Here is a 21,299-nt window from a genome sequence, read left to right as displayed (position 1 = left end):
CCGCGACTTCAAAATACGCCGGCCGATGCTCCTCAGCGGAAGTTCGCAGGTTCCGACGCAACTTGCTTAAAAACCCGCTGTACTACGCTTGTTCCGATGCCCAGCTTTCGGCCGATCTTGAGGATGCCGTCGCCCGCGGCCTTCAGTTCACGAATTCGTGCCTCAACAGCGGGCTCAACCCGACGCCGGCCGAGTTTCGTTCCTTTCGCCCTGGCGCGCGCTAAACCGGCATTGACCCTCTCTCGAATAATTCCCCGCTCGAACTCAGCAAACACGCCCAACATCTGAAACATCGCCTTGCCCGCGCTTGTCGTCGTATCGAGTCCTTGCTGGTGAAGGAACAGGCCGACTCCCTTTTCATGGAGGCCCTGGAGTATACCGAGCAGGTCGGTGAGCGATCGACCCAGCCGATCCACTGACCATGTCGCGACCATGTCGAACTCTTTCGCGTTCACCGCTTTCATCATGGCGTCAAGCCCAGGACGTTGATCCCTGCCCTTGGCGCCGCTGATCCCAGCATCCTCGTAAACTTTGACGATCTTCCAGCCAGAGCGATCAGCTACCGCTTCCAATTCTCGGCGCTGATTTTCCGTGTCTTGCTTCGACGTGCTGACACGAATGTAGAGTGCAACGCGCTTCATGCTGATCTCCCTGCCGAAGACCATCTGTGTCATGGACCTATACCAAAATCAAGTGTTTTACGTATATTCGGAAGCGAAAATGTTGGCTCTGATTTTGCTGGCGTATTTAGACGTACCGGCGAAGGGATTTTGGTATAGGCGCCCGTTTGCGAACGACAGCCGTCCAACAACGACGAAAATGCCAAGGCCGGACTCGGTGAGCGTGCGCTCCGCTCTGACACCGACATCGACAGCCGGCTCAACGCGCCATCATCGGCCAGAGCCAGCGTTACCTTCGTCGCGCCGTTTAGGCTCGTTGACTCCGATCTGGCGTCGCTGGAGAATGGGCAGTTAGAACGGGCTACGGGAGGGACATCATCATCTCACGTCGTCGTTTCATCCAACTGTTTGGGGCGGCAGTAGTAGCGTTCGCGCTCAGTCCCACCCCTGTGACGCTGGCCTTTTCGCCCGAGGCGCGCAACGCGAAGCTCGATGAAACCCTTCGGGGATTGGTCGAAGGCCGCAGCACCCCGGGGATTGTGGTGCTGATCCTCCAGAACGGCCGCCCGGTCTACAGCCGCAGCGTCGGCGTTCGCGAGGTCGGGAGTACCGCGCTGATCGGCGAGAACGATATGTTCCGCCTTGCCTCAATGACGAAGGCCGTCACCGCGGTCGCAGCGATGATCCTTATCGAGCAGGGCAAGATCAGCCTGGACGATCCGGTCAGCCGTTTCCTGCCCGAGTTCGCCACGCTGCGGGCGCGTGGGCCCGACGGCACCGAGGGTCCTGCGAGCAGGCCCCCGACGATCCGCGAACTGATGACCCATACCGCCGGGTTCTCCTATAACTTCATCAATAATCCCCGGCTCATTGATGCATACCGCGAAGCGCGCGTGACCGACGGGCTAGACCAACCCGAGGTAACCACGGCTGAAGCGATGCAGCGTCTTGCCTCCGTTCCGCTTGGCTATCAGCCTGGTACGGGCTGGGAATACTCGCTCGCCACTGACGTGCTCGGGAAGGCGACGGGAGCCAGCCTGGAAGCTTTTGTAACCGAGCGCATCGCAAAGCCCCTGCGCATCCAGGGCTTTGTGTTCAACGTACCCGAGACCATCCGCTCACGCTTCGTGCAGGTGACGCGGCCCGCACAGGTCACGGGCCCACTCGGTACGGGCTACGTTCCTGTGATGGGACCTGAGGCAGTGCCGTTCCCACCCACCAAGGGCACTGCCAGTCTCGATCCGAACCGCGCCTTCTCTCCGACCGCCTATAACTCTGGCGGCGCCGGCATGAGTGGCACCATCGGTGACTACGCGCGGTTCTTGCAGATGCTGCTAAACGAGGGCGAACTCGACGGCGTGCGGGTGCTCCGCGCTGAGACAGTCCGGCAGATGACGCAGAACGCGACCGGCAACATGCCGACGCTCCGCGGGCCGGGTTGGGGCTTCACGCTGGGTTTTGGGATCGTGACCGATCCAGCCGCAGCCAAGAGCCGTCTTCCGGCCGGCAGCTATGGGTGGGGCGGCATCTATGGCACGCAGTTTTGGATCGATCCGACAAACCGTGTTGTCGGCCTGGTCATGACCCAGACGGCGATTATTGGCTCCGGCCCGCTCTCGAACCCCATCCGTGAAGCGTTCTATGCGGCCGATTGAGGTTTGATACCCAGCACTGGCGGCGCCATAGCACTAGGTGTCTGCCACACATGGCGGGCAATCTTGTAGTCGCGGGGCGATCGTCGATTTCCTGGTGTCAGCGGCCGCAGTTGTTGCCACTAACACGCCCGCGCGAAAGCGTCGCCCCTGAACGGCGAGATGTGCGAACGGCAGAAATCGACGACTACCAGGCGTAGCGCACGATGCCCTTGCCGGTGTAACTTTCGGTGACGTCGGAGAACTCGCCCTCGAAGGTGGCGACCAAGAAGCCGTTCAGCCATTTCATTTCCGCGGTGGCCGTGGTCAGCGGCGCGTCTTCCGCCTGCGCTGCGCCGCCATGTAGCTCGACGAGCCGTGAGGCGTGCCCGCTCGTCGCTTACGATCTAACGTTTATTCATCGGCCACGCCGGCGTACAGCTACGAAAAAGGACTGCGATGGACTTAATGTCATCTTTAGAATGGAGCTATTATGAAGATGGGGAATGTAGCTCGTAACGAACCACACTGAAAGGCGAAGTCCTCAAAACTGATAGCGGTAAAGCGCGGCAAGGTTCTTTTGGTAAGACGCAAGCGGGACCGGCTGTGGATGTTTCCTGGTGGGCGGAAGCGCGCACGCGAAAGCGCAAGGGCCTGCCTGCGCAGGGAGATCAAGGAGGAGCTACCGAAGCTCAAGGTTGGGCGTATCCGGCTCTGGAAAGAAGTGACGTCCAAAAATCGTCGCTCAGGCAGAAAAATGAGCGATGCAATTTTTGTTGCGAGGAAAGCGTCCGGCCGCCTGACAATTGGCGATAAGAACGAGATCGACAAGGCGGTCTGGCGCAAGCCGCGCGGCATTCGACTTACCCCTACCTCGCGCTATATAAGGGACAGGCTATTCCCAACATTGTAGGTGCAACGGAAAGGCATTGCCGAAACCCGCCTGTTCGGGGCCCAATGCCAGCGGCACCGCTGCCGTTGAGCTAAAGTTCGGGCGCGATGAAACTGAACTGGAGTTGCCGCGGTTGCGGGCCGATCGACGCCTGAGTTCTGACCGGCGTCGCGGCGATCGCGGCGAGCACCCCGATGTAGCAGTTGTCCCAATCGCCGCCCAAGCCGCAGCACGCTGCCAGCTCGTCATCACTGAGCCGTTGTCGGCAAAGGTTCCGGACATCCATACCGTCGACGGCCAAGCACGACTGCTTCGCCGTCCAGGATGAACTGGGTTTTCCGGATCTTCCGCGCCGTCTCGACGATCCACGGATACCAGCGGGTCCAGTCGTTGCCCTTCGACAACAGCCCTCAGCATCCAAGCCATCGTTGGAACGAAAAACTCTCTGAAATAGTTATAGTTCAAGGCAGGGGCTGGCGCTTCTTTCCAGTTCAGAGGAGCTGAGCATGAACAAAATCCTTGTTAGCCTTGCTATCCTCACTCTCTCCACTTCTGTCGCTTTGGCCGCGCAACGGACTCATCATAGCCGCGCGACGAAGCCAAACGTATCTGCCGCCGCGATGAACCCAAACCCATCTGCCCGTCCGATGAACCCAAACGCATTTGGTGGTGTGGGTCCGTCTCCGTTCGTCGGGCCGGGCGGTGTGAGCAGCAGCGACCGCGACATGCATATGCGAAATCTACGCGACTCCGGGTACGATAAGAAGAAGGACTTCAACTCGAACGGGACCATACGGACGCAATAGCGTCAGGTCTCGTCGTCCATCTTCGCTTGCCCTCACCTCAGGCTCGGATGACAGCGCCATCACCGCGCCGACAACGGCCAGGCGCAGCCTATTGAGCGTGGGCACGCGCGAAGGACCAGTCTTACGGGCGGTTTGCGAGACTGCGGACTCCTCGGGACGCGATGTTTGTCGCCGTCGCCGCAACGGTCCTTGGAGGAAGGGCCGATTTTCAGCCGGCAGCCAGAATGCCTGCCAACACTCCGGATGCCGCGCTCATCGCGACGACGATCAGTGGTGGTGCGCGCCAGACCGTGAATAGCACGAAGCCCGCAAGAGCGACGGCAAAATCAAAACGATCGGTGACGGTGGTCGTCCATAGCGGATCATACAGCGCCGCGCCCAATAGTCCGACCACGGCCGCGTTAACTCCTCGCATCATGGCCTGAGCGCCAGCGCGCCTACGTAACGATGCCCAGAACGGCAGAGTCCCGAGCAGTATTAGAATGCCCGGCAAGAAGATGCTGACGAGCCCGAGCGCCGCTCCCGCCAATTTGTGCTCCGGAGAGGAGACGGCTCCCAAGTAGGCGCCAAACGTGAACAAGGGTCCCGGCACCGCCTGGGCGGCTCCGTAGCCTGCCAGAAAGGCGTCGTCGCTCACCCATCCGGGCGTCACGAACGCCTCTCGCAGCAGCGGAAGCACGACGTGTCCGCCGCCGAAGACCAGCGCGCCTGAGCGGTAGAACGCCTCGAAAAGTGCGATCCCGAAGGAGCCAGTCAGAATACGCAGGGCGGGCAGTCCGACCAGAAGGACAAAGAAAGCCGCCAAAGCGATAACGCCCGCGGTTTTCGACACCGGCATGGTGACCGGGCCGAAGCCCGTGAACGGCTCGCCGCGGCAGAGCCACATGCCGGCGACTCCGCCGAGAGCGATGGCTGCGATCTGCGCCAGCGACGAGGTGCTGAACAGGATGATGAGCGCGGCGACAAGCGCGATCGAGGCTCGTTCGCGGTCCGGACAGAGCGAACGTGCCATGCCCCAAACGGCTTGCGCCACGATGGCCACGGCCGTGAGTTTGAGGCCATGCAGCAATCCTTGTCCGGCCGGTCCGTGCAGCCCTGTCGCCCCATACGCGAACAAGATCATCGCTATCGCGGACGGCAAGGTGAAGCCGGTCCAGGCCGCCAAGGCGCCGAGATAGCCTGCACGCATCAGCCCGATCGAGAAACCGACCTGGCTGCTCGCCGGCCCGGGGAGGAACTGGCAGAGACCGACGAGGTCGGCGTAGGCCCGCTCGCCGATCCACTTGCGGCGCACGACGAATTCGTCTCGGAAATACCCGATATGGGCTATCGGCCCGCCGAAGCATGTCAGACCGAGGCGCAGAAAGACCAGCAGCACCTCGGCCGCAGATCCGGCGCCGGCCCGCGGTTCGGCACTTCGGGGCAGTGGTTGTTCGGACATCCAACTCTCCGTTTTGACACCCTCAACTGATGAGCAGCTTCCCTGCCCTGCTGCATCGGCTTCCATCCGGACAGAAGCCGAAAGTCAAGCATCAAGTCCTTGTGTTCCGGCGCTAGGGCGTCTTGCCTCGCGCGCGACCATCGTGGGTCTTACGGCGCTGATCATCAGGTCGGAGTTAGCTATGACGGACCGCGATTTTGGTCGAGTGCGCTTGGGGGGGGGACGATCGCTCCCGAGCCGGCGAACTTTCCTGAAGACCGCACAAGCCGGTGCGATGTCGCTGCTACCCTTGCAGTCGGCCCGGCGTGCCGGCGCTCAAGCGCCCTCGCCGGCAAAGGCCGATTATTCGATCAGGATCGCACCGAACTCGCTCGAAATCGCGCCGGGAAAAGTCATCAAGAGGACCGCTTACAACGGCACGGTGCCGGGTCCCGTGCTGCGCCTGAAGGAAGGCCGGCCGGTTACGATCGATGTCACCAACGACTCTGGTTACCCGAACCTGATCCACTGGCACGGCTTGATGATCCCGTCGCTTCAGGATGGCGCGGCGGAAGAAGGCTCGCCGATGATCGAACCGGGGAAATCGTTGACCTATTCTTACGTTCCGAAGCCGTCCAGGACACGCTGGTATCACAGTCATGCGATGGCGATGACCGGTCTCAACAAGAGCACCTATTCGGGCGAGTTCGGCTTCCTGATCGTCGAACCGGCCGCCGGCTATCCGGGAGCATACGATCGCGAGGTGCTGCTCGCCGCCCATCATTGGCAAGGCCACGGGGTAAGCCTGCAAGACATCAAGAAAGGCCCGCCGCCGGACAACGGCTTGGAGGTCATGTATGACGCGGCCACGTTGGGCGATCGAATGTTAGGGGCACGGCGAACCGATCCGGGTGCGTGAAGGCGAGCGCGTACTGTTTCGCCTTCTCAACGCGAGCGGCAACATGGGTATCTCCCTCGCGTTGCCGGGCCATCATTTCAAGGTTTTGGCGCTCGACGGCAATCCGGTCGCGCACCAGGCGACCGTGGACGTGCTGAAACTGGACGTAGCCGAGCGGGCCGATGTTATCGTGGAAATGAATAATCCGGGGGTGTGGGTCTTCGGTTCGACCGATAGCGAAGACCGCAACATGGGTATGGGAGTGGTCGGCGAGTACGCCAACCGAACCGGCGTCCAACGTGGTCCGCCCCGCCGGACACGAAGTGGGACTACACCGTCTTCAGTCGCGGCGCCGCCTCCACCGACGCGCCTGACGAAACAATTGGTCTGAAATTTGAGAAGGTCCCGGGCGGCCGTGGCGGCTACAACCGCTGGACCATCAACGGCAAATCCTGGCCCGACACCAACCCGCTGTTCATGGTGACCAACGGCAAGCGTTATCGTCTGCTGCTGAATAACAACAGCGGCGACGAACATCCGGTGCATCTCCACCGCCATTCCTTCGAGATCACCAAGATCGGCGACAAACCAATGTCGGGTGTCATCAAGGACACGATCAGTATGCCGCGGTATTCGACCGCAGAGATCGACTTCATTGCCAACGATCCCGGGCCGACGTTCTTTCACTGCCATCATCAAGACCACATGGACGAAGGTTTTGCAGGTCTGATCACCTATCGCTGATGCCGGCGCCCTGTTCCCGTCGGTTCTGCGGGCGCTTCGGTCTGGGAACTCCGCTTTAGGCGGGCTGTTAACGCACCGGCTGCCGGCACGGTCTTCCGACCGTGGAACGGCTGGGAACATTGGACAGGAGATTGCAGGATGGCAAGCGCCGCAGATCGTGATCCACGTCATCACACCCAAAAGATGCGAAAAGCTCTGCAAGAGATCAAGGATCACCTCCGGGAAGACATCCAGAAGGTAGACGAGCCGCAATTGAAGGCCATGTTCGAGACGTCCGCCGAGGTAATTGGCGGCCTGGTGAAAGCGTTCAGCGACTACGAACAGAAGAACGAAAGCGCCTGGCGTTGAGCAGGTCCAGCGGCGGCAGGCAAGCCTTCCTCGCCTATGCGGTGAGCAGGCGCTGGCGGCTCACCGCTGAAGAAGCGGCGGATAGCGTGGAAGGACGATGCATCGCGCTGGAACATCCTGATACGCCTTCAGGTGGGGCTGATCGTCTTTCTGCCTGAAGGCATCCAGAAGCTGATCTATCCGGACATTTTGGGCGCCGGACGCTTCGCGAAGATCGGCATTCCCCTACCGCGCTGGTCCGTGAACGGCATGGTCGCGACAGACGCGCATCCAGGGCTCGCCACCGATGGCCCCTACACATGTCAGCGGGCGGTCGGCCATCGCGTGCTAAAGGTCAGGCTCGATGAAGCTGAACTGAAGTTGCCGCGACTGCGGGCCGATCCTAGCCTGCGTTCTGACCGGCGTCGCGGCGATCGCCGCGAGAACCCCAATGTAGCAGTTGTCCAATCGCCGCCCGAGCCGCAGCACGCTGCCAGCTCGTTATACTGAGCCGTTCTCGGCAAAGATTTCGCACGGCCAAGCCGCCCCCAAAATGGAAGAACGCAGGGTCAGAGCGATGGGAATGCCGCGGGGGCGCAGGTCGCGAAATTAGCCAACATGCGGAAGGCCCTCGCGACCAGCGCGCCTTTGTGCACCATTCCAAGCTGCTACCGGCGCTCTTTGGGATTTGAGCTTGCGCCGGGATTGGTCGTGCTGGTGCTCGGGGGGCCTCCGCCGCCCACTCCTGCGTTGGTACCTTCGCCAGCGGGGCCTGACATTGCGCTGCCTGCACCCCCTGGAGCGTGCGCTCCTGGAGCGTGCGTTCCACTCGCGGCACCAGCACCAGTCCCAGAACCAGCTCCGCGACCAGCGCCTGCGCCAGTCCCGCCAGCAGCGCCACCACCTGCGGCGGCACCGCCTCCTCCACCCGCACCACCTCCGCCCTGGGCGAGTGCCAATGTTGAGCCGAGGGCGAAGAATAATGCTAATGCGATCGTTGGAAGTTTCATGCTCATTGTCCTTCGTTTGCGTAAGAAACACGGCAAATATTGCGGCGTCGCGTTCGTTCCAGTGCGGAACGCATTAGTTTTCGGCCGGCAAGCGGGCCGCCACATACTGTTCAACGATCTTACGGACTGGCTGCGGGACCTCCGCCCACAGCTCTACAGGGAACATAAGGCAACCCGCTAGGTTTAGCGGTGCGGTCCCGCGCCAAGCCACAAACCACCTGCGATCGAAATCGCGGGCACGTCTGCCGGAACGACTTATTGCAAGTTTTATTGAGTCCGGGTTCTGTGGCGTGGAGTTGCTTTGATGCGTAGGACAGGCTGGACGCAGTCGATCGTTCCTAATTCGGGCGATCACAACGTGTACCTCGTATTAGACGATCTGGGCCAGAACGGCCGTGTCTGGCCAGAAGCTGATGCCGAAACCACCGATCTCGAAACGATCATCGCCGACCTTTTGACCGGCCAATATAAGGACCCGGTCCGCGTTATTGGCTTCAACACCGTCGAGGGATGGTCGCAGGACGTTTCGGCCGACGTCGCGCAGGAATTACGCCGGCGCTGCGATCTCCAGCAGCGCGACATCCCGTTTTTCCTTCAGGATTTCGTCGATCGATACGAAGGCCGTTATCGCGACGTCCAGCTTCCACTGCCGATGCGCTTGGTCTGAACCATGGCATTCCAGCGCAAACAGCCTGCCACGATCGGAGTGAAGGCCCCCTAACCCGGCTTCATTGAAGCCGAATTAGCGTCATCGATTGAGAGAGTCCCCGACGGCGAGCGTTGGGTCCACGAGGTCAAGTTCGACGGGTATCGCGTGCAGCTTCATGTCGTCAACGAGGGCGTCAAGGTCTTCACTCGCCGCGGCAACGATTGGACAAGGCGGTTTCGGAAGATCGCCAACGACGCCTTCTTGATCAACGCGGGCTCGGCCATCATCGATGGCGAAGTCGTGGTGCCGGCGACGGACGGCACCACAGATTTTTCGGTGCTGCAAAATGAACTCAAGGGAAAGTCCAGCAAGATCGTAATGGTCGCATTCGATCTGCTTTATCTCAATGGTTGCGATCTGCGGAAGCTGCCGTTGATGGAGCGCAAGGCACAGCTAACAAAACTGATCGCCAAGACCGCCATCCAATTCAGCGAAAGTTTCGAGATGGCCGGCCGCCAGATGTACCAGCACGCCTGTTCGATCGGACTGGAGGGCGTTGTCTCCAAGGTCCGCAACAGCCGCTATTATTCCGGCCGCGGCAATGATTGGGTTAAAACGACCTGCTCCCAGCGCGAGACATTGCCGATCGCAGGCTTTGCCATCAAGGAAAACAAGTTCGATGGGATTTATGTCGGCCGACACAAGGGCAAGAACCTTGTTTACGCCGGCAAGGTCGACCAGTGTTTTGATGCTGCCTCAACCAAGGACCTTCAAGCGCGGCTTAAGCCGCTGATCCGCAAGACACAGCCTTATGCCAAAAAGATCGCCCATCGCGGCATCTGGGTCGAACCGTCATTGCTGGCGGAGATCGAATACCGCGCGAAGTCGGCCGAGGGGAAAGTGCGGCACCCGTTCTTCAAAGGCATCAGAGAAGACCTGTGATGAAAGCGATTATCGATTACGAGCAATTTCCGTCGGAAGAACGCCTGAGCGATGTCAGTCAGGACGGCCAAGGCTGGACGTTCAAGACGACCGAACATGATGAGATGAATTTTCCCGTCGTGATCGAGGCCACCGACGCCACGGGGCGATCATGCAGGTACATCGCTTTCGGACCGGACGGCGCCGCAATCGACATCAAGTCTGTCGAATTCGATCCGCCGCAGCGGCGGCCTGCGAGAAAGGCGTAATCGGATGCGGACGCCGCGCCTAGCCCATGGTGAGTTCATCGGGCCGACCGAGCGGCTGGACGCCGACCACCGAGCAAGACCATTTCATGAAATGCCCGGTCTGCCATCATGAGTTCGACATGCGCGATCTCAGTCAGGCCCTTGAGCACTGGCACAACGGTCCGGACGATGAAGGGGCTGGACCGCTAAAGAAAGTGCGGCAGGCCATGGCGGTTTGGCGCTGGTGGCTCTCTCGCCGCTGACCCGGCTCACGCGATCGGTTCGCGCGCTGAAGACAGACAAGGAGCCACGTTGTTTTTCTTTTTTTCAAATCGGCTCGGCTGCATGGGGTCCTTGCTGCTTTCCGCAGTGATCACGATCGGACTCCTTTTCGCATTTGGCGTTTTCCGCTAGTACCTGGCTGAAGCCTGTATTGAGACAGAAACTCGCGACGCGGGTGGCATACGCCACGATCGCCGTGACGATAACGCCAGGGCTTCGCCCTCAGAGTCTAACCGAACGGCTCTTGTTTTCAGGCAAATAAGAAGTCCTTTTCCGTGAGCGAAACCGCGAAGTTGTGCAAAGTAACTTGATCCTCTCCTGCGGTAATGACGGTGTCAGCTGCGCTTTGGGTGATGACGAGATCGTTGAATGACTGCACGCCCGCCACATCGATGAACACGATCTGATCATGTTGGCCCTGGCTGAAGTCTTCGATGGTGTTCTGGGTCCCGACTGTCATCAAGCCGGCGTCCTTGAACACGAACTGATCTTGGTCGCCCCTAGCGCCGCCTACCAATAATCCGTCACCCCACATCACGTTATTGACAGTACCGCCGGCTGCCGCGGTCCCCGCATACAGGACATCTTGGCCGCCCTTGCTGCAGCCGGACAAAGACAGCGCGTCGCCGTAGAGGAAGTTATTGAGCTGACCACTGCCACTGTTGTTGCCGCCGGTGAGAACATCGTTGCCGCCGTGAGTGGAGCCGGACATGGCGTCCGCGTCACCCCGGAGAATGTTCTCTCCACTGCCGCCTGTGTTACCGCAGGTTAGATGATCATTGCCGCCAACAGCGTGATCCGACATCGTAAGGGCGTCGCCGGCGACGTTATTGGAGCCCGATCCGCTGGCCGTGAAACTGTCATTTCCGCCCTCAGCATGGCCGGTCATGTTGCCGCCCGCATCACCGTAGAAGGTGTTGAATACGCCAGAAGTGGCTACGACGGTGAAGGTATCGTTGCCGCCTTTACTATAGTCGGAAATGTTGCCGCCAGCGTCGCCGTAGAATTTGTTGACGGAGTTTTGCAATCCCCCCATGAGGGTGGTATCCCCCGTGAAGGTGTCGTTGCCGCCTGCACTGTGGTCGGACATGTTGCCGCCAGCGTCGCCGTAGAAGGTGTTGCCGGAAATCGAGCCCCCCGTGAAGGCATCGTTGCCGCCTTTACTGTGGTCGGACATGTTGTTGCCAGTGTCGCCGTAGAAGGTGTTTTGGGCAAAAGCAAAGGACGCCGTGAAGGTGTCGTCACCGCCCTGCGCAAAATCGAACAAGCTGCCAGCCGCGTCACCGAAGAAGATATTGCCGGCAAAGGCGCCACCGGTGAAGGTATCGTTGCCGCCTTTACTGTGGTCGGACATGTTGCCGCCCGCGTCACCATAGAAGGTGTTAGTGGGGGACTGGCCTGGGCCTCCACCGGGTAGACTGCCGCCCCCCCAGAAGGTGTCGTCGCCGCCTTTACTGTGGCCCAACATGTTGCCGACCGCGTCACCGTAAACAGTGTTGATGACGTTGAAAAATCCTCCAAAGAAGGTGTCGTTGCCACCCTTACAAAACTCGAACATGCTGCCGCCAGCATCGCCGATCAAAGTATTTGTGATTGTTATAGTTGTACTGTTCGTTATGCCGGTGAGAATGTCGTCGGTGCCCCATTGATGGTCGGTTAGATCACCCGGGGTAAATGGAACGCGCTTGAACATTGTACTCTTTCGTAGATTTACCCCCAGCGATCACAATCTTAGGCTGAAGGATCGACGTAAGATGGTTGCGTTTGCGGCCAAGAAGTTGACGAACATCAAGTTTGGGCAGCAGAGCGCAGCGGCGGATGGCTATGGCGGCTGAGGCGGTCGACATTCCCGCTCGTTGAAGCTGCCGGATTTCGCGAGCGAGGCCCGGGCGGCAAAGTCTGGTATGACGACCAGCGCGAGGTGCACCGGCAGATTTTCGAGGGCGACGAGACGATCGATTACGCCTTCATGGGTCAGGACCCGAACGCCGCCGACAATCGCTGGCTGCGCGAGGCATTTGAGAACCGAGTACCAATCATTTATTTCTTGGGTATAGCGCCTAGTCGCTACCAGGCCATGCTTCCCGTTTTCATTTCCGGCTGGGACGCCGCGGCATTGAAGGCGCGCGTCGCATTCGGTGTGCCCGATCAGGAAACACTGGAGCCATCCGAGAACGCGCTCGAACGGCGTTACGCCCTGCGCGCCGTCAAGCAACGACTCCATCAGGCGTCATTCCGAGTTGCCGTTATCGCCGCTTATAACGGCCGCTGCGCGTTATCGGGATTGCCCGAGCCGCTTCTTCTCGATGCAGCCCACATCGTCGCCGACAAGGACGAGCGCCACGGGCAGCCCGTCGTATCTAATGGCATTCCGCTGCGCGCGTCAGCTCGGCAGTGGGGCCACACAAGCCAGGGTCCGGTCTACGGCGCGGATTGTGCGGATTGTGTTGCAAAACTCGAAAATGCTGCCTCGCAAAATTCTCGCGAAAGCGAGTTCATCGCAAGTTTCGGCTACAGACGCCTTAAAGTGATTAGGAGGGCCGCCAGTCGAATCTGTCCAAGTTGACGTGGCCCCCGCGTCCGGAAAAGAACGCTTCAGCGGCCATTAGAAAGTTCGCTCTGCCATTGCAGACGACTTTTGCAACACAATCCGGCGACCGACGCGACGACCGCCGGAATTGTTCTGCAAAGGGGCCAAGAGCTGATCTCATGGTTCCTTGGTGCCTGCTGGCCAGCAGTGCCGAATATTGAATGGCGCCATCACGCAGAAAGTCATACTTCCGAAAGCCATTTCGGGCCAAGGGCGTGTTGCGCGCCGCATCATCGCGTTCCAACAGGAACCTTCCAAACCAGCTGCAGTTATCAGCCGGTGGAGGAGGATTGAAATGAACCAGCTGATCTATCTGGTTGGCCTGATCGTCGTGATAATGGCCATCCTTTCGTTTTTCGGTCTGCGCTGAGGGATTTGACCATGACGATCGAAGCTCCCACGCTCGTCGAGGACGAAGCGTCGACGCTTCCTGATGAAGTCCGATATCTGCGGTGGACGCCTATGGTCGCAGGTGCGTTCGTCGCCGCGGCGTTTGCCTTCATTCTAGTGACCTTTGGCGTCACGATCGGCCTCGGTGTCAGCTCGACCTCGCCAACCTGGCGAGATGCCTCCGTCGCCCTATCGCTTCTGTCAGGCCTTTATCTGATCTTGCAGGCGATCGTCAGTTTCGGACTCGGCGGCTACATTGCAGGTCGGACTCAGGGCGGCGTTGATGCGGCGCGCAATTCGGAGACGGAAACACGCGATGGTCTTCATGGCCTGACGGCCTGGGCGCTCGCGGTTCTCATTGGGGCCGGACTGACGGCTATGGTGGGCGCAGCCGCGGTCAACCGCTCGTCTCCATCGCTTACAATGGGAAACACCACCTCAGCCGAACCACTGCTGAGCTACGAACTCGATCGGCTCCTCCGCCAGCCACGCAGGCCTCCCAATGCCGATATGAGCGCCGAACGCGCCGAGGCCGGGCGGATATTCATGTCTTCGTCGAGCCACAGTGGAGTGAACGGCGATGACCGGACCTATTTGATCCAGCAGGTCCAGACGCTGACGGGCATTTCGCCTAGCGACGCCGAGCGGCGGGTCAATCAGGCGATCGTGAGTTCGAAGACGGCGATCGCTCACGCGCGTCACAGTACGATCATCCTGGCGTTTTCAGTAGCGGTCGCCACCTTGCTCGGAGCCGTCAGCGCCTGGGCGGCGGCCGTTGCCGGCGGTCGACACCGTGACGGTGTGGCGGTTCCGGAATGGATGGCCTTTGCCGACAGGTTCGAGCCAAGAAGGGCGCGATAGGCCGACTGGGCGTCAGCCAGCGGGCCGCCGACCCTGGCGCACATATCGGCTTCGCTCCGACCGCTGCTCAGCAGCTAAACGACGCGATAGGTAGCCGACGTATGCCGGCCCGTCTTGGGCCTTCTCGAGCAGCGGGTTCGAGATCGGTGTCGCGACGCCGAACGGCGTTACGACGCAACAATTGAACGGAATCAATCCGGCGATCACGGGTTACATCACGCACCTTCACCTAGCGTTCATCGCGGCCACCGCAATCGCGGCCCGGGAGCCCGGCTTGGTACGGTGTCCGCGACGGCTTGTGGTGGGCGTCGATAACGGCCGTGATCTCGCCGGTCTTGGGATTGGCCGTGGCATTACCAATGCATTGGACGGGACACTTCAACTATAACTGGGTGAGCCACCTCGGTCCGATTTACCTCGGTGCCATCATTTACGTGGTAGGAGTTGTGGTGGCGCTGATCGGGCTGAGCCAAGCGGCGCCGACAGTTGCAACGGCCAGGGGTAGGATTTGCGAGCAGCGCGAATTCCGCTCCGGGTCAATCGCTACCGGAATGGGTTGTCCGCGCGATGTCCGCTTTTCTCCTGAGAGCGACCGAAAACGGATATTGCGGGATGTCTCAATTACGTCGCCAACAGGCCATGAAGCTACAGCCTGCGACGCCAAGAAGCCCTCAACGCCGCAGCCGTACCGGGCGTCAATCCGTCGTTAGATCGTAGTCGTGGCACAAGGCGTGCTGGGCATTAAGCGCAGCGCGTGCCGCGGAAAGAAACAAGAGCGCGACGAGCGGCCATGACAGGGCATGGTGCCGCATGACGGACGCTCGCCGAACACGCCTCAAGAGTATGTAGGTGTTAGCTGAACCTTGCTTTGTAGCCGGGCTCGAACCATTTCACTTCGGTTGAGCTAGGCGTCGCGTCTTTGTCCCAGACATACCAGGCATACGCGGTCGTACCGCTACCTTTCGGCTTCACGCCCATGGGATAAAATGTAATGCGCTCGCTGAATATCCAGACACGCGACGGCGGCGTTTTCATGAAGATCGTCCTCGCGCGATTGGCCCCCTCGAGAAACGCCAATCGCAGCAAGAGCGCCAATTTGCGGTTTGCATTGTTAAGCCCGCTCGCGACGAAACCCTCGGCGCAATTGTAAGGCGGATTGGTCACGATGTTGTCTGCCCGCGACCGAGTTGTCAAAAAATCTACTCCAATCTCGCCGAAACCACGGTCGTAGAGATCAGAACTGCGAACAGGTTGGCCAGTTTTCTCCAAAACGCGCGACATGGTCCCGTCACCGCAGGCGCATTCCCAAATTTCGCCGCTGAATTTTTCGTTTTCGATGAGGGCATGGATAGCCCAGGGCGGTGTCGGGAAGAAGTCAGGTCCGTTGAGATCGGCAAAACGCTTGATCGTGGTTTGAAGCCGCCGTTGAGATTATAGGTCGTATCAGTCACTTTAGAATGTTTCCTTTGGGTTCGGTTTTCATTCGGATCACTTGTTCAGCTCGCGGAGCGTATGAGGAGCCTCGCGTAGCCACCTTCGGGTGGCAGCCACCTCCGCGGTATAGCGACCGTGCTTGTAGTTGCGGTTCCTGCTGCCGCTTGGTGCGCCGCTGCCGTCTGCGCCGCCGTGCATTCGACACCTTCGGCGGCCAGTTCAGTCGCGTTACGCCCGTAACGATCGTAACGTTGTTGCGAGCCGTGACCCCGTGAGGTTACTCACCGCCACATCCCGCGCATACGGGCAGCGACGTTGATGCGCGCCCCTTGGCTCGCCGCACGCGCCGGAGCGCCGACCGCAACAGGTGGCCAACTTGTCCTATCGAACAGGCCGAGCAAGCCTTCGGGGATGAAGCGGGTTCGCGAGGCGTAGACGTGTCGATCGCCTTGCGCGTTCTGGCCGAGGGTAAAGAACCGCTGCGGCACAATCAGATGTAGATCGTCTTTGGCGCGCGTCATGGCCACATATAGAAGTCGCCGCTCTTCTTCGATCTCGGCAGACGTCCCGGCGCCGAGGTCGGAGGGCAGACAGCCATCGACCACGTTGAGCACGAACACCGATTTCCATTCTTGGCCTTTGGCAGAATGAATCGTCGAAAGGATTAGATAGTCTTCGTCGAGCAAGGGTATGCCGGCCTGATCGCTGGTGGCATCCGGTGGATCAAGCGTCAGCTCGGTAAGAAACCGTTCGCGGGAGGGATAGCCGGAAGCGATCTGTTCGAGCTGGATCAAATCCGCACGGCGGACCATGGCATCTTCATGAATGCGATCCAGATGCGGCTCGTACCAGAGCCGAGCGCGCTCCAACTCGGCGGGCCAACCGGCACGACCTGCACGCAAATCCCAAATGGTCGTGACAAAGGCTCTCCAATCTTCGCCGCCAACCCGAGGCGGCACCGGCGCATTAGCGACCTCGCTGAGGGGGTCGGCGGCCTCCGCTATGAAGTCGAGCACGCGCTGCGCTGAGGTCGGCCCGACGCCTGGTAGCAGTTGCAACAGCCGGAAGCCGGCAACGCGGTCACGGGGATTTTCGGCGAAGCGCAACAGTGCCAGCATGTCCTTGATATGCGCGGCGTCAAGGAACTTCAGCCCGCCAAACTTGACGAAGGGAATGTTCCGGCGGGTTAGTTCAATCTCAAGCGGTCCGCTGTGACTTGAGGTCCGAAACAACACAGCCTGCTGCTTCAGCAGTGTGCCGGCCTCGCGGTTCTCAAGCACGCGCTCGACGATGAACCGTGCTTGATCGGCATCGTCGCGCACACTGACAAGCTGTGGCCTAGGGCCGGACGCCCGATCTGTCCAGAGATTCTTGGTGAACCGCTCGGATGCCAGACCGATGACGCCGTTGGCCGCGCCCAGGATGGTCTGCGTTGATCGGTAGTTACGATCGAGCGTGATGATATTGGCCGGCGGGCTGAACTGGTCGGGAAAGTCGAGGATGTTCCGTACCGTCGCGGCTCGAAAAGAATAGATCGACTGTGCGTCGTCGCCGACTACGGTGAGCCCCCGGCCTGTCGGCTTGAGACCCAACAAGATGGATGATTGCAGCCGGTTCGTATCCTGGTATTCATCGACCAAAACATGGTCGAAGCGGCCGCCGACATCGTCGGCAAGAGCGTGGTCGCCCATCATCTGCGCCCAGTAGAGCAGCAGATCATCGTAGTCGAGCACGTTCTGGCCCTGCTTCGCCTCAACATAGGCGGCAAACAGCTGCCTGAGGTCGGTGGCCCACCTTGAACACCACGGAAAGGACGTGCCCAAAACCTCCTCGATCGCGACCTCGGCATTGACGCAACGGGAATAAATCGCAAGGCACGTTCCCTTGGTGGGGAATCGATGTTCGGTTTTGGAGAAACCAAGATCGTGCCGCACCAAGTTCATGAGGTCTGCGGCGTCTTCGCGATCATGGATGGTGAAAGCCGGATCGAGCCCGATCTGGTCGGAATATTCGCGCAACAAGCGTGCCCCGATGCCGTGAAACGTCCCCGCCCACGCCAGCGCATCGGTCATCACGCCGGCCTTGTCACCCATCGCGTTCCGCGAGATCCGTTCAACCCGCTTTGTCATTTCGGCCGCCGCTCGCCGCGAAAACGTCATGAGCAGAATCCGCCGCGGATCGGCACCGTTGACAATCAGGTGGGCTACTCGATGCGCCAAGGTGTTGGTCTTGCCGGAACCGGCGCCGGCAATGACCAGAAGCGGACCACCGGACGTACAATTCGGTTCGGTGACGCCATGCTCGACAGCGCGGCGCTGTTGAGCATTGAGGCTTTCAAGGTAAGCCGAGGCCGGCGTCATGGTCGAATCACTCTGCTAATTGGGACTTGACGATCTCGGATTCCTGGGTCGTTCGCAACGAGCATCCCGACGCGATTCATGATCATTGAGTTGAGCCCCATGTTTCAGCCGGATCTGCCGGCCAGTCTTTTCGTGTCATAACAATATTCTGCCTGGTGTTGGGCTCTCGTAGTTTCGATTGTCAGCCGGCGCTCTCGTTCAGCTTCCGGAGCATATGAGTGGCCTCGCGCAGCCAACGGCGCGTGGCGGCAACCTCCGCAGTGTAGCGTCCGTGCTTGTAGTTGCCGTTCCTGCTGCCGCTTGGTGCACCGCTGCCGTCTGCGCCACCGTGCATCCGGCACCGTCGTCGGCCCGTGACCGGCGCTGACTTGCAGGGCGCGCCTGATCTGGTCTTGGCGCCGCAGCGGCCGGCTTGTGACAGCGTTCCATTGTCAACCGGACGCACGGGGTTGTCGGTCATGTTTCGCTTCCTCCTCACCGCTGGCCTTCATCCCGATTTACAATTCCGACCACCCCCTGTGCGCCGGGGTGGATATGCACATGCTTGACCACGATCGATTGGCTGTTTCCCCGCCGATGCCGGTTGAGAGTTTGCAGCAGGTCGTTCTGGAGTTTGAGGAGCCGGTTGGCATAACCGCCGTAGACCGTGATGTTCACCTCGCCCAAATGCCGCTGGCTGAGTTCCAACATGCGCAGCGCCGAAAAGCCGGCGATGACGGCTTGCACGGCCATGAGGGCCTCGATCTCCGACTCCGGTTTCAATGACGCGACGGTGGCGAGGGCCGCGTTGAGGGTCGCCTCGCCAAGGATGTCGTAGGCGTTGGGGCGCAGACCGGAGATGATCTTGCCCATCATGGTGTCGGCAAATTCCTCGGAAAGCGTCCCAAACGTGGCCTGCAACATGGCGCGGTGGGTTTCGAGGTCGGCCGACGGCGCCTGAATGACGTCGTGAGACGCGGACGGTTTTCGGACCCGCGGCGGTTTCCTGCGCTGGCCGTCATCGGGTGCAGGTAGAAATGGTCCTACCAGATCGGTCGCTTGCAACGTGATCGGCAGGCGCTCCGTCGTCGCTACCGCGGCCCTTGCGGCATCGCCGCCTCGTATCCTGGACTTCATGTCGGTCGCTTTCCTATCTCGCCTTCGGATTTGTTCGTGTTCACTGATGCGGACCTGCGGCTGAACTCACGCAGCAATTGTCCAAAAGACCGATAACCGCGATAACCCGATAACCGGTTGACGATCAGTCACCATCGTCGCCCGAACGGTTACCGCGGTTATCAGGGTTATGGGGGTGTGACGGTTCTACCCAATACCGGCCCCTACCTACGCGGTAGACTTCACCGGCTTTCGCCATCTTAAACAATAACTGCTTGATATTGTTCGATTGCTTGCCGAGCGCTGCCGCGAGTTCGGCCGGCGTCATGGCTTCGCCGTTATCTGTGAGTGCCGCGATGATAACCGTGCGCTCGTCCGATCGACGCACTTCCGACGCTTCACCGAGGATCGAAAATAAGCCGCCGGCGAACATCACCGCCGTTTCCTTTTCCTCTACGTCGCGACCACGGACGTACAGCGTGCGGCCGTTCTGGTCTTGGTCGAGAAGAATGGTGGTGTCGGCACAGGCCGAAAGACCATTGGAGCCGGATAACGCCTCAAGCGGATCTTCGGCACCGCCCTTCTTGGTGTGGTGAAGACCGAGCACCGCGACCCGATTTTCGGTAGCCCACTGCTGCAACGGCGCCCAGGCCGAGTAGTCGTTTTCATAGGCGTTCCTCGCCGGGCTGCCGGGGGGCTTGATCCGCTGCAACACGTCGATCACCACCAGCGTGGGTTTTTGCACCGAGGCGCGCCACCTCTCAAGCTCATCGATAAAGCCCTGATCCAGTTGCAGCGCCTCTGTCACCCATTCGAGGTGCGACAGGTTGGGCCTGTCGCGCTCATTGGGGAACAGCGCTTTAATGCGGCCCTGAATGCGCCGCGGTCCGTTCTCCATGTCGATGTAGAGGACATCGCCCAGCTCGCACGGAATTGAACCCATCGCAATTCTGCCGGTCGCCACCGCCGATGCCCAGTCGATGGCGAGCCACGTTTTACCGAGCTTCTGCCGTCCCGCCAGCACCGTGAAACCCTCGTATACATAGCCGGGCACGACCGACCGCAGGGGCGGGTATGTCGTCGCCATGATGACGTTCGTGCTCGTGCGCGTGAACCTGCGGGCTGATGGCCGAAGGACAGGCGCGTCCAGAGCTTGGTGAAGGACATCAATTCCTTGCTCGCTGGCAATCGCGTTGGCATCTAACGGTTTCATGATGCCCTCCGATTTGCGGACGGCACGACAATGCGAACCTCGCAACAACGATTAGCCAATGCAGCGGCGAGCTTTTGAGCGTTGTCGCAGCCGGTATCATCGCCATCGGCAACGATGGTGATGCAGTCAATATAGGCGGGAACGGCCTCAACAAGCGCCGGCATTCTCGACGCGGAGCCAGCGGCCCAGACGCCGAGCCCAGTCGCTTCGTGGACACTCAGGCCATCTTCGATGCCTTCCGTGATTGCGAGCCCAAGCAAATCATTTGGCGGCGCCAGCATGATCGGCGAACCGATAGAGTGCCCGATCATGATCTTATCTCGCCCGGTGCCGGCTTTGGTCGATCCGTCTTCGATCAACGAGGTAACGTGGACACCGCGAAGATCCTGATCGGCAATTCCGATGTCGCCGGGCGCCGTCTCGTGAGCGATGCCGATGGCGGCGATCATCGCCGGCGTGAAATCGCCCAACGCCGGCAAAAATCCGATCGTCGCGGGAAATCGGTCGCGATAGCAGCGGGCGTTGCGCAAATAAAATTCAACCGGCGAATTCGCGATAGGCTTCCGGCGGCGCCATAATCCCAGAGCTTTCAGCCGCCGGGCGGCTTTATGCTCCGCGTCGCGCCCAGCTATATCGGCCCGGATTTTTTCCACGTCTGCGCTGGACATCCATTTCGCAGGCGAGGTGTCACTCCCAGACACAAAGCCATGCTCGCCACACCGGGCACAGTGATACGTTATGAAGCTGGGATCGGCGCACCACAGCCTCATGGTGCGCCGTTTCTGGTTTGTCGCGCTGCGACGCAGGGGACCGCAAGCAGGGCACGGTGCGTCGGCTTGGCCAAACCGCCCATGCATTAAGCTCCGCGCATGATCGATGGTGAGAGGCATCATAGGGCGGCCTCGCCA

At 60.2% G+C, this 21,299-nt stretch carries 25 protein-coding genes; 15 read left to right on the top strand and 10 right to left on the bottom strand.

Annotation, left to right across the window (positions count from 1 at the left end; all coding sequences use genetic code 11):
• Positions 1–32 precede the first annotated feature (32 nt).
• Complete coding sequence (locus tag N554_RS0108320) at positions 33–641, bottom strand: recombinase family protein (protein ID WP_029583049.1); 609 nt, start codon at positions 639–641, stop codon at positions 33–35.
• Positions 642–1,069: 428 nt separating this feature from the next.
• On the opposite strand from N554_RS0108320, the gene N554_RS0108315 reads away from it, so the two are divergent.
• Both N554_RS0108315 and N554_RS0108305 read left to right on the top strand, forming a co-directional pair.
• The gene (locus tag N554_RS0108315; protein ID WP_051677392.1) at positions 1,070–2,275 is read left to right on the top strand and encodes a serine hydrolase domain-containing protein; all 1,206 of its coding nucleotides are present in this window, start codon (positions 1,070–1,072) and stop codon (positions 2,273–2,275) included.
• A gap of 526 nt (positions 2,276–2,801) precedes the next feature.
• Complete coding sequence (locus N554_RS0108305; protein WP_029583047.1) at positions 2,802–3,164, top strand: NUDIX hydrolase; 363 nt, start codon at positions 2,802–2,804, stop codon at positions 3,162–3,164.
• 70 nt (positions 3,165–3,234) lie between these two features.
• Here the strand turns inward: N554_RS0108305 and N554_RS42915 are convergent, their stop codons facing one another.
• Complete coding sequence (locus tag N554_RS42915) at positions 3,235–3,444, bottom strand: hypothetical protein (protein WP_029583046.1); 210 nt, start codon at positions 3,442–3,444, stop codon at positions 3,235–3,237.
• Positions 3,445–3,649: 205 nt separating this feature from the next.
• Here N554_RS42915 and N554_RS41465 point away from each other — a divergent pair, with 205 nt between their 5' ends.
• On the top strand, positions 3,650–3,949 hold the full coding sequence (locus tag N554_RS41465) for a hypothetical protein (RefSeq protein ID WP_210165373.1): 300 nt from the start codon (positions 3,650–3,652) through the stop codon (positions 3,947–3,949).
• A 208-nt stretch (positions 3,950–4,157) separates the two neighbouring features.
• On the opposite strand, the gene chrA is transcribed toward N554_RS41465, so the two are convergent.
• Positions 4,158–5,390 carry a chromate efflux transporter gene (chrA, locus tag N554_RS0108295; protein WP_029583045.1) on the bottom strand — a complete coding sequence of 411 codons (1,233 nt, stop codon included), beginning with the start codon at positions 5,388–5,390 and terminating at the stop codon, positions 4,158–4,160.
• A gap of 274 nt (positions 5,391–5,664) precedes the next feature.
• Between chrA and N554_RS40895 the strand changes: the two genes are divergently transcribed.
• From N554_RS40895 to N554_RS40875, 9 genes are all read left to right on the top strand, one after another.
• On the top strand, positions 5,665–6,288 hold the full coding sequence (locus N554_RS40895; protein WP_051677391.1) for a multicopper oxidase domain-containing protein: 624 nt from the start codon (positions 5,665–5,667) through the stop codon (positions 6,286–6,288).
• Between the two features lie 43 nt (positions 6,289–6,331).
• Positions 6,332–6,658: a cupredoxin domain-containing protein gene (locus N554_RS40890; protein WP_245283552.1), complete on the top strand. Its 327-nt coding sequence runs from the start codon at positions 6,332–6,334 to the stop codon at positions 6,656–6,658.
• The gene (locus tag N554_RS40885; RefSeq protein ID WP_197033498.1) at positions 6,649–7,011 is read left to right on the top strand and encodes a multicopper oxidase domain-containing protein; all 363 of its coding nucleotides are present in this window, start codon (positions 6,649–6,651) and stop codon (positions 7,009–7,011) included. The genes N554_RS40890 and N554_RS40885 overlap by 10 nt, the downstream gene beginning before the upstream one ends.
• Before the next feature lie 138 nt (positions 7,012–7,149).
• A complete protein-coding gene (locus N554_RS0108285; protein ID WP_029583044.1) occupies positions 7,150–7,359 on the top strand; it encodes a hypothetical protein in 210 nt (69 codons plus the stop codon).
• 132 nt (positions 7,360–7,491) lie between these two features.
• Positions 7,492–7,848: a hypothetical protein gene (locus N554_RS40880; protein WP_029583043.1), complete on the top strand. Its 357-nt coding sequence runs from the start codon at positions 7,492–7,494 to the stop codon at positions 7,846–7,848.
• 804 nt (positions 7,849–8,652) lie between these two features.
• Positions 8,653–9,015 (top strand): hypothetical protein, encoded by a 363-nt coding sequence (locus tag N554_RS0108270; RefSeq protein ID WP_029583041.1) that lies wholly within the window; start codon positions 8,653–8,655, stop codon positions 9,013–9,015.
• A 63-nt stretch (positions 9,016–9,078) separates the two neighbouring features.
• A complete protein-coding gene (ligD, locus tag N554_RS35580; RefSeq protein ID WP_245283555.1) occupies positions 9,079–9,939 on the top strand; it encodes a non-homologous end-joining DNA ligase in 861 nt (286 codons plus the stop codon).
• Positions 9,939–10,187 carry a hypothetical protein gene (locus N554_RS0108260; protein WP_029583040.1) on the top strand — a complete coding sequence of 83 codons (249 nt, stop codon included), beginning with the start codon at positions 9,939–9,941 and terminating at the stop codon, positions 10,185–10,187. The genes ligD and N554_RS0108260 overlap by 1 nt, the downstream gene beginning before the upstream one ends.
• Positions 10,188–10,213: 26 nt before the next feature.
• Positions 10,214–10,429, top strand: coding sequence for a hypothetical protein (locus N554_RS40875; RefSeq protein ID WP_029583039.1), 216 nt, complete (start codon positions 10,214–10,216; stop codon positions 10,427–10,429).
• A gap of 269 nt (positions 10,430–10,698) precedes the next feature.
• Here the strand turns inward: N554_RS40875 and N554_RS0108245 are convergent, their stop codons facing one another.
• A complete protein-coding gene (locus N554_RS0108245) occupies positions 10,699–12,141 on the bottom strand; it encodes a hypothetical protein (RefSeq protein WP_029583038.1) in 1,443 nt (480 codons plus the stop codon).
• Positions 12,142–12,369: 228 nt separating this feature from the next.
• Here N554_RS0108245 and N554_RS35575 point away from each other — a divergent pair, with 228 nt between their 5' ends.
• The 3 genes from N554_RS35575 (at position 12,370) to N554_RS0108225 (ending at position 14,289) form a co-directional block, all read left to right on the top strand.
• Positions 12,370–13,014, top strand: a complete 645-nt coding sequence (locus N554_RS35575; protein ID WP_197033486.1) for an HNH endonuclease — start codon at positions 12,370–12,372, stop codon at positions 13,012–13,014.
• Positions 13,015–13,195: 181 nt separating this feature from the next.
• Positions 13,196–13,408 carry a hypothetical protein gene (locus N554_RS0108230; RefSeq protein WP_029583036.1) on the top strand — a complete coding sequence of 71 codons (213 nt, stop codon included), beginning with the start codon at positions 13,196–13,198 and terminating at the stop codon, positions 13,406–13,408.
• A gap of 11 nt (positions 13,409–13,419) precedes the next feature.
• Positions 13,420–14,289, top strand: coding sequence for a hypothetical protein (locus N554_RS0108225; protein ID WP_029583035.1), 870 nt, complete (start codon positions 13,420–13,422; stop codon positions 14,287–14,289).
• 852 nt (positions 14,290–15,141) lie between these two features.
• Here N554_RS0108225 and N554_RS41845 read toward each other — a convergent pair.
• The 6 genes from N554_RS41845 to N554_RS0108195 form a co-directional block, all read right to left on the bottom strand.
• Positions 15,142–15,453, bottom strand: a complete 312-nt coding sequence (locus tag N554_RS41845) for a hypothetical protein (protein ID WP_245283551.1) — start codon at positions 15,451–15,453, stop codon at positions 15,142–15,144.
• A gap of 551 nt (positions 15,454–16,004) precedes the next feature.
• Complete coding sequence (locus N554_RS0108215) at positions 16,005–18,083, bottom strand: ATP-dependent helicase (protein ID WP_029583033.1); 2,079 nt, start codon at positions 18,081–18,083, stop codon at positions 16,005–16,007.
• A 181-nt stretch (positions 18,084–18,264) separates the two neighbouring features.
• Positions 18,265–18,543 carry an HGGxSTG domain-containing protein gene (locus N554_RS0108210; RefSeq protein WP_029583032.1) on the bottom strand — a complete coding sequence of 93 codons (279 nt, stop codon included), beginning with the start codon at positions 18,541–18,543 and terminating at the stop codon, positions 18,265–18,267.
• Positions 18,544–18,557: 14 nt separating this feature from the next.
• Positions 18,558–19,127 (bottom strand): hypothetical protein, encoded by a 570-nt coding sequence (locus N554_RS0108205; RefSeq protein ID WP_156041850.1) that lies wholly within the window; start codon positions 19,125–19,127, stop codon positions 18,558–18,560.
• A 196-nt stretch (positions 19,128–19,323) separates the two neighbouring features.
• Entirely contained in the window at positions 19,324–20,391 is a 1,068-nt protein-coding gene (locus tag N554_RS0108200) for an AAA family ATPase (protein WP_051677388.1), read from the bottom strand.
• A complete protein-coding gene (locus N554_RS0108195) occupies positions 20,388–21,059 on the bottom strand; it encodes a toprim domain-containing protein (RefSeq protein ID WP_029583029.1) in 672 nt (223 codons plus the stop codon). Before N554_RS0108195 ends, N554_RS0108200 begins: the two co-directional genes overlap by 4 nt.
• Positions 21,060–21,299: the final 240 nt, after the last annotated feature.

Origin of the sequence: Bradyrhizobium sp. URHD0069 (genome assembly GCF_000701345.1) — a bacterium.
Taxonomy (GTDB): domain Bacteria; phylum Pseudomonadota; class Alphaproteobacteria; order Rhizobiales; family Xanthobacteraceae; genus Bradyrhizobium.
The sequence above is the reverse complement of the archived record's forward strand: the minus strand, read 5'-3'. Positions and strand labels throughout refer to the sequence as shown.

What these genes read in the sequence shown, in the direction of transcription:
- N554_RS0108320 (WP_029583049.1), bottom strand. Translation starts at nt 641, where the DNA reads ATGAAGCGCGTTGCACTCTACATTCGTGTCAGCACGTCGAAGCAAGAC.
- N554_RS41465 (WP_210165373.1), top strand. Translation starts at nt 3,650, where the DNA reads ATGAACAAAATCCTTGTTAGCCTTGCTATCCTCACTCTCTCCACTTCT.
- chrA (WP_029583045.1), bottom strand. Translation starts at nt 5,390, where the DNA reads ATGTCCGAACAACCACTGCCCCGAAGTGCCGAACCGCGGGCCGGCGCC.
- N554_RS40895 (WP_051677391.1), top strand. Translation starts at nt 5,665, where the DNA reads ATGTCGCTGCTACCCTTGCAGTCGGCCCGGCGTGCCGGCGCTCAAGCG.
- N554_RS40890 (WP_245283552.1), top strand. Translation starts at nt 6,332, where the DNA reads ATGGGTATCTCCCTCGCGTTGCCGGGCCATCATTTCAAGGTTTTGGCG.
- N554_RS0108285 (WP_029583044.1), top strand. Translation starts at nt 7,150, where the DNA reads ATGGCAAGCGCCGCAGATCGTGATCCACGTCATCACACCCAAAAGATG.
- N554_RS0108270 (WP_029583041.1), top strand. Translation starts at nt 8,653, where the DNA reads ATGCGTAGGACAGGCTGGACGCAGTCGATCGTTCCTAATTCGGGCGAT.
- N554_RS0108260 (WP_029583040.1), top strand. Translation starts at nt 9,939, where the DNA reads ATGAAAGCGATTATCGATTACGAGCAATTTCCGTCGGAAGAACGCCTG.
- N554_RS40875 (WP_029583039.1), top strand. Translation starts at nt 10,214, where the DNA reads ATGGTGAGTTCATCGGGCCGACCGAGCGGCTGGACGCCGACCACCGAG.
- N554_RS0108245 (WP_029583038.1), bottom strand. Translation starts at nt 12,141, where the DNA reads ATGTTCAAGCGCGTTCCATTTACCCCGGGTGATCTAACCGACCATCAA.
- N554_RS0108225 (WP_029583035.1), top strand. Translation starts at nt 13,420, where the DNA reads ATGACGATCGAAGCTCCCACGCTCGTCGAGGACGAAGCGTCGACGCTT.
- N554_RS0108215 (WP_029583033.1), bottom strand. Translation starts at nt 18,083, where the DNA reads ATGACGCCGGCCTCGGCTTACCTTGAAAGCCTCAATGCTCAACAGCGC.
- N554_RS0108210 (WP_029583032.1), bottom strand. Translation starts at nt 18,543, where the DNA reads ATGACCGACAACCCCGTGCGTCCGGTTGACAATGGAACGCTGTCACAA.
- N554_RS0108200 (WP_051677388.1), bottom strand. Translation starts at nt 20,391, where the DNA reads ATGAAACCGTTAGATGCCAACGCGATTGCCAGCGAGCAAGGAATTGAT.
- N554_RS0108195 (WP_029583029.1), bottom strand. Translation starts at nt 21,059, where the DNA reads ATGTCCAGCGCAGACGTGGAAAAAATCCGGGCCGATATAGCTGGGCGC.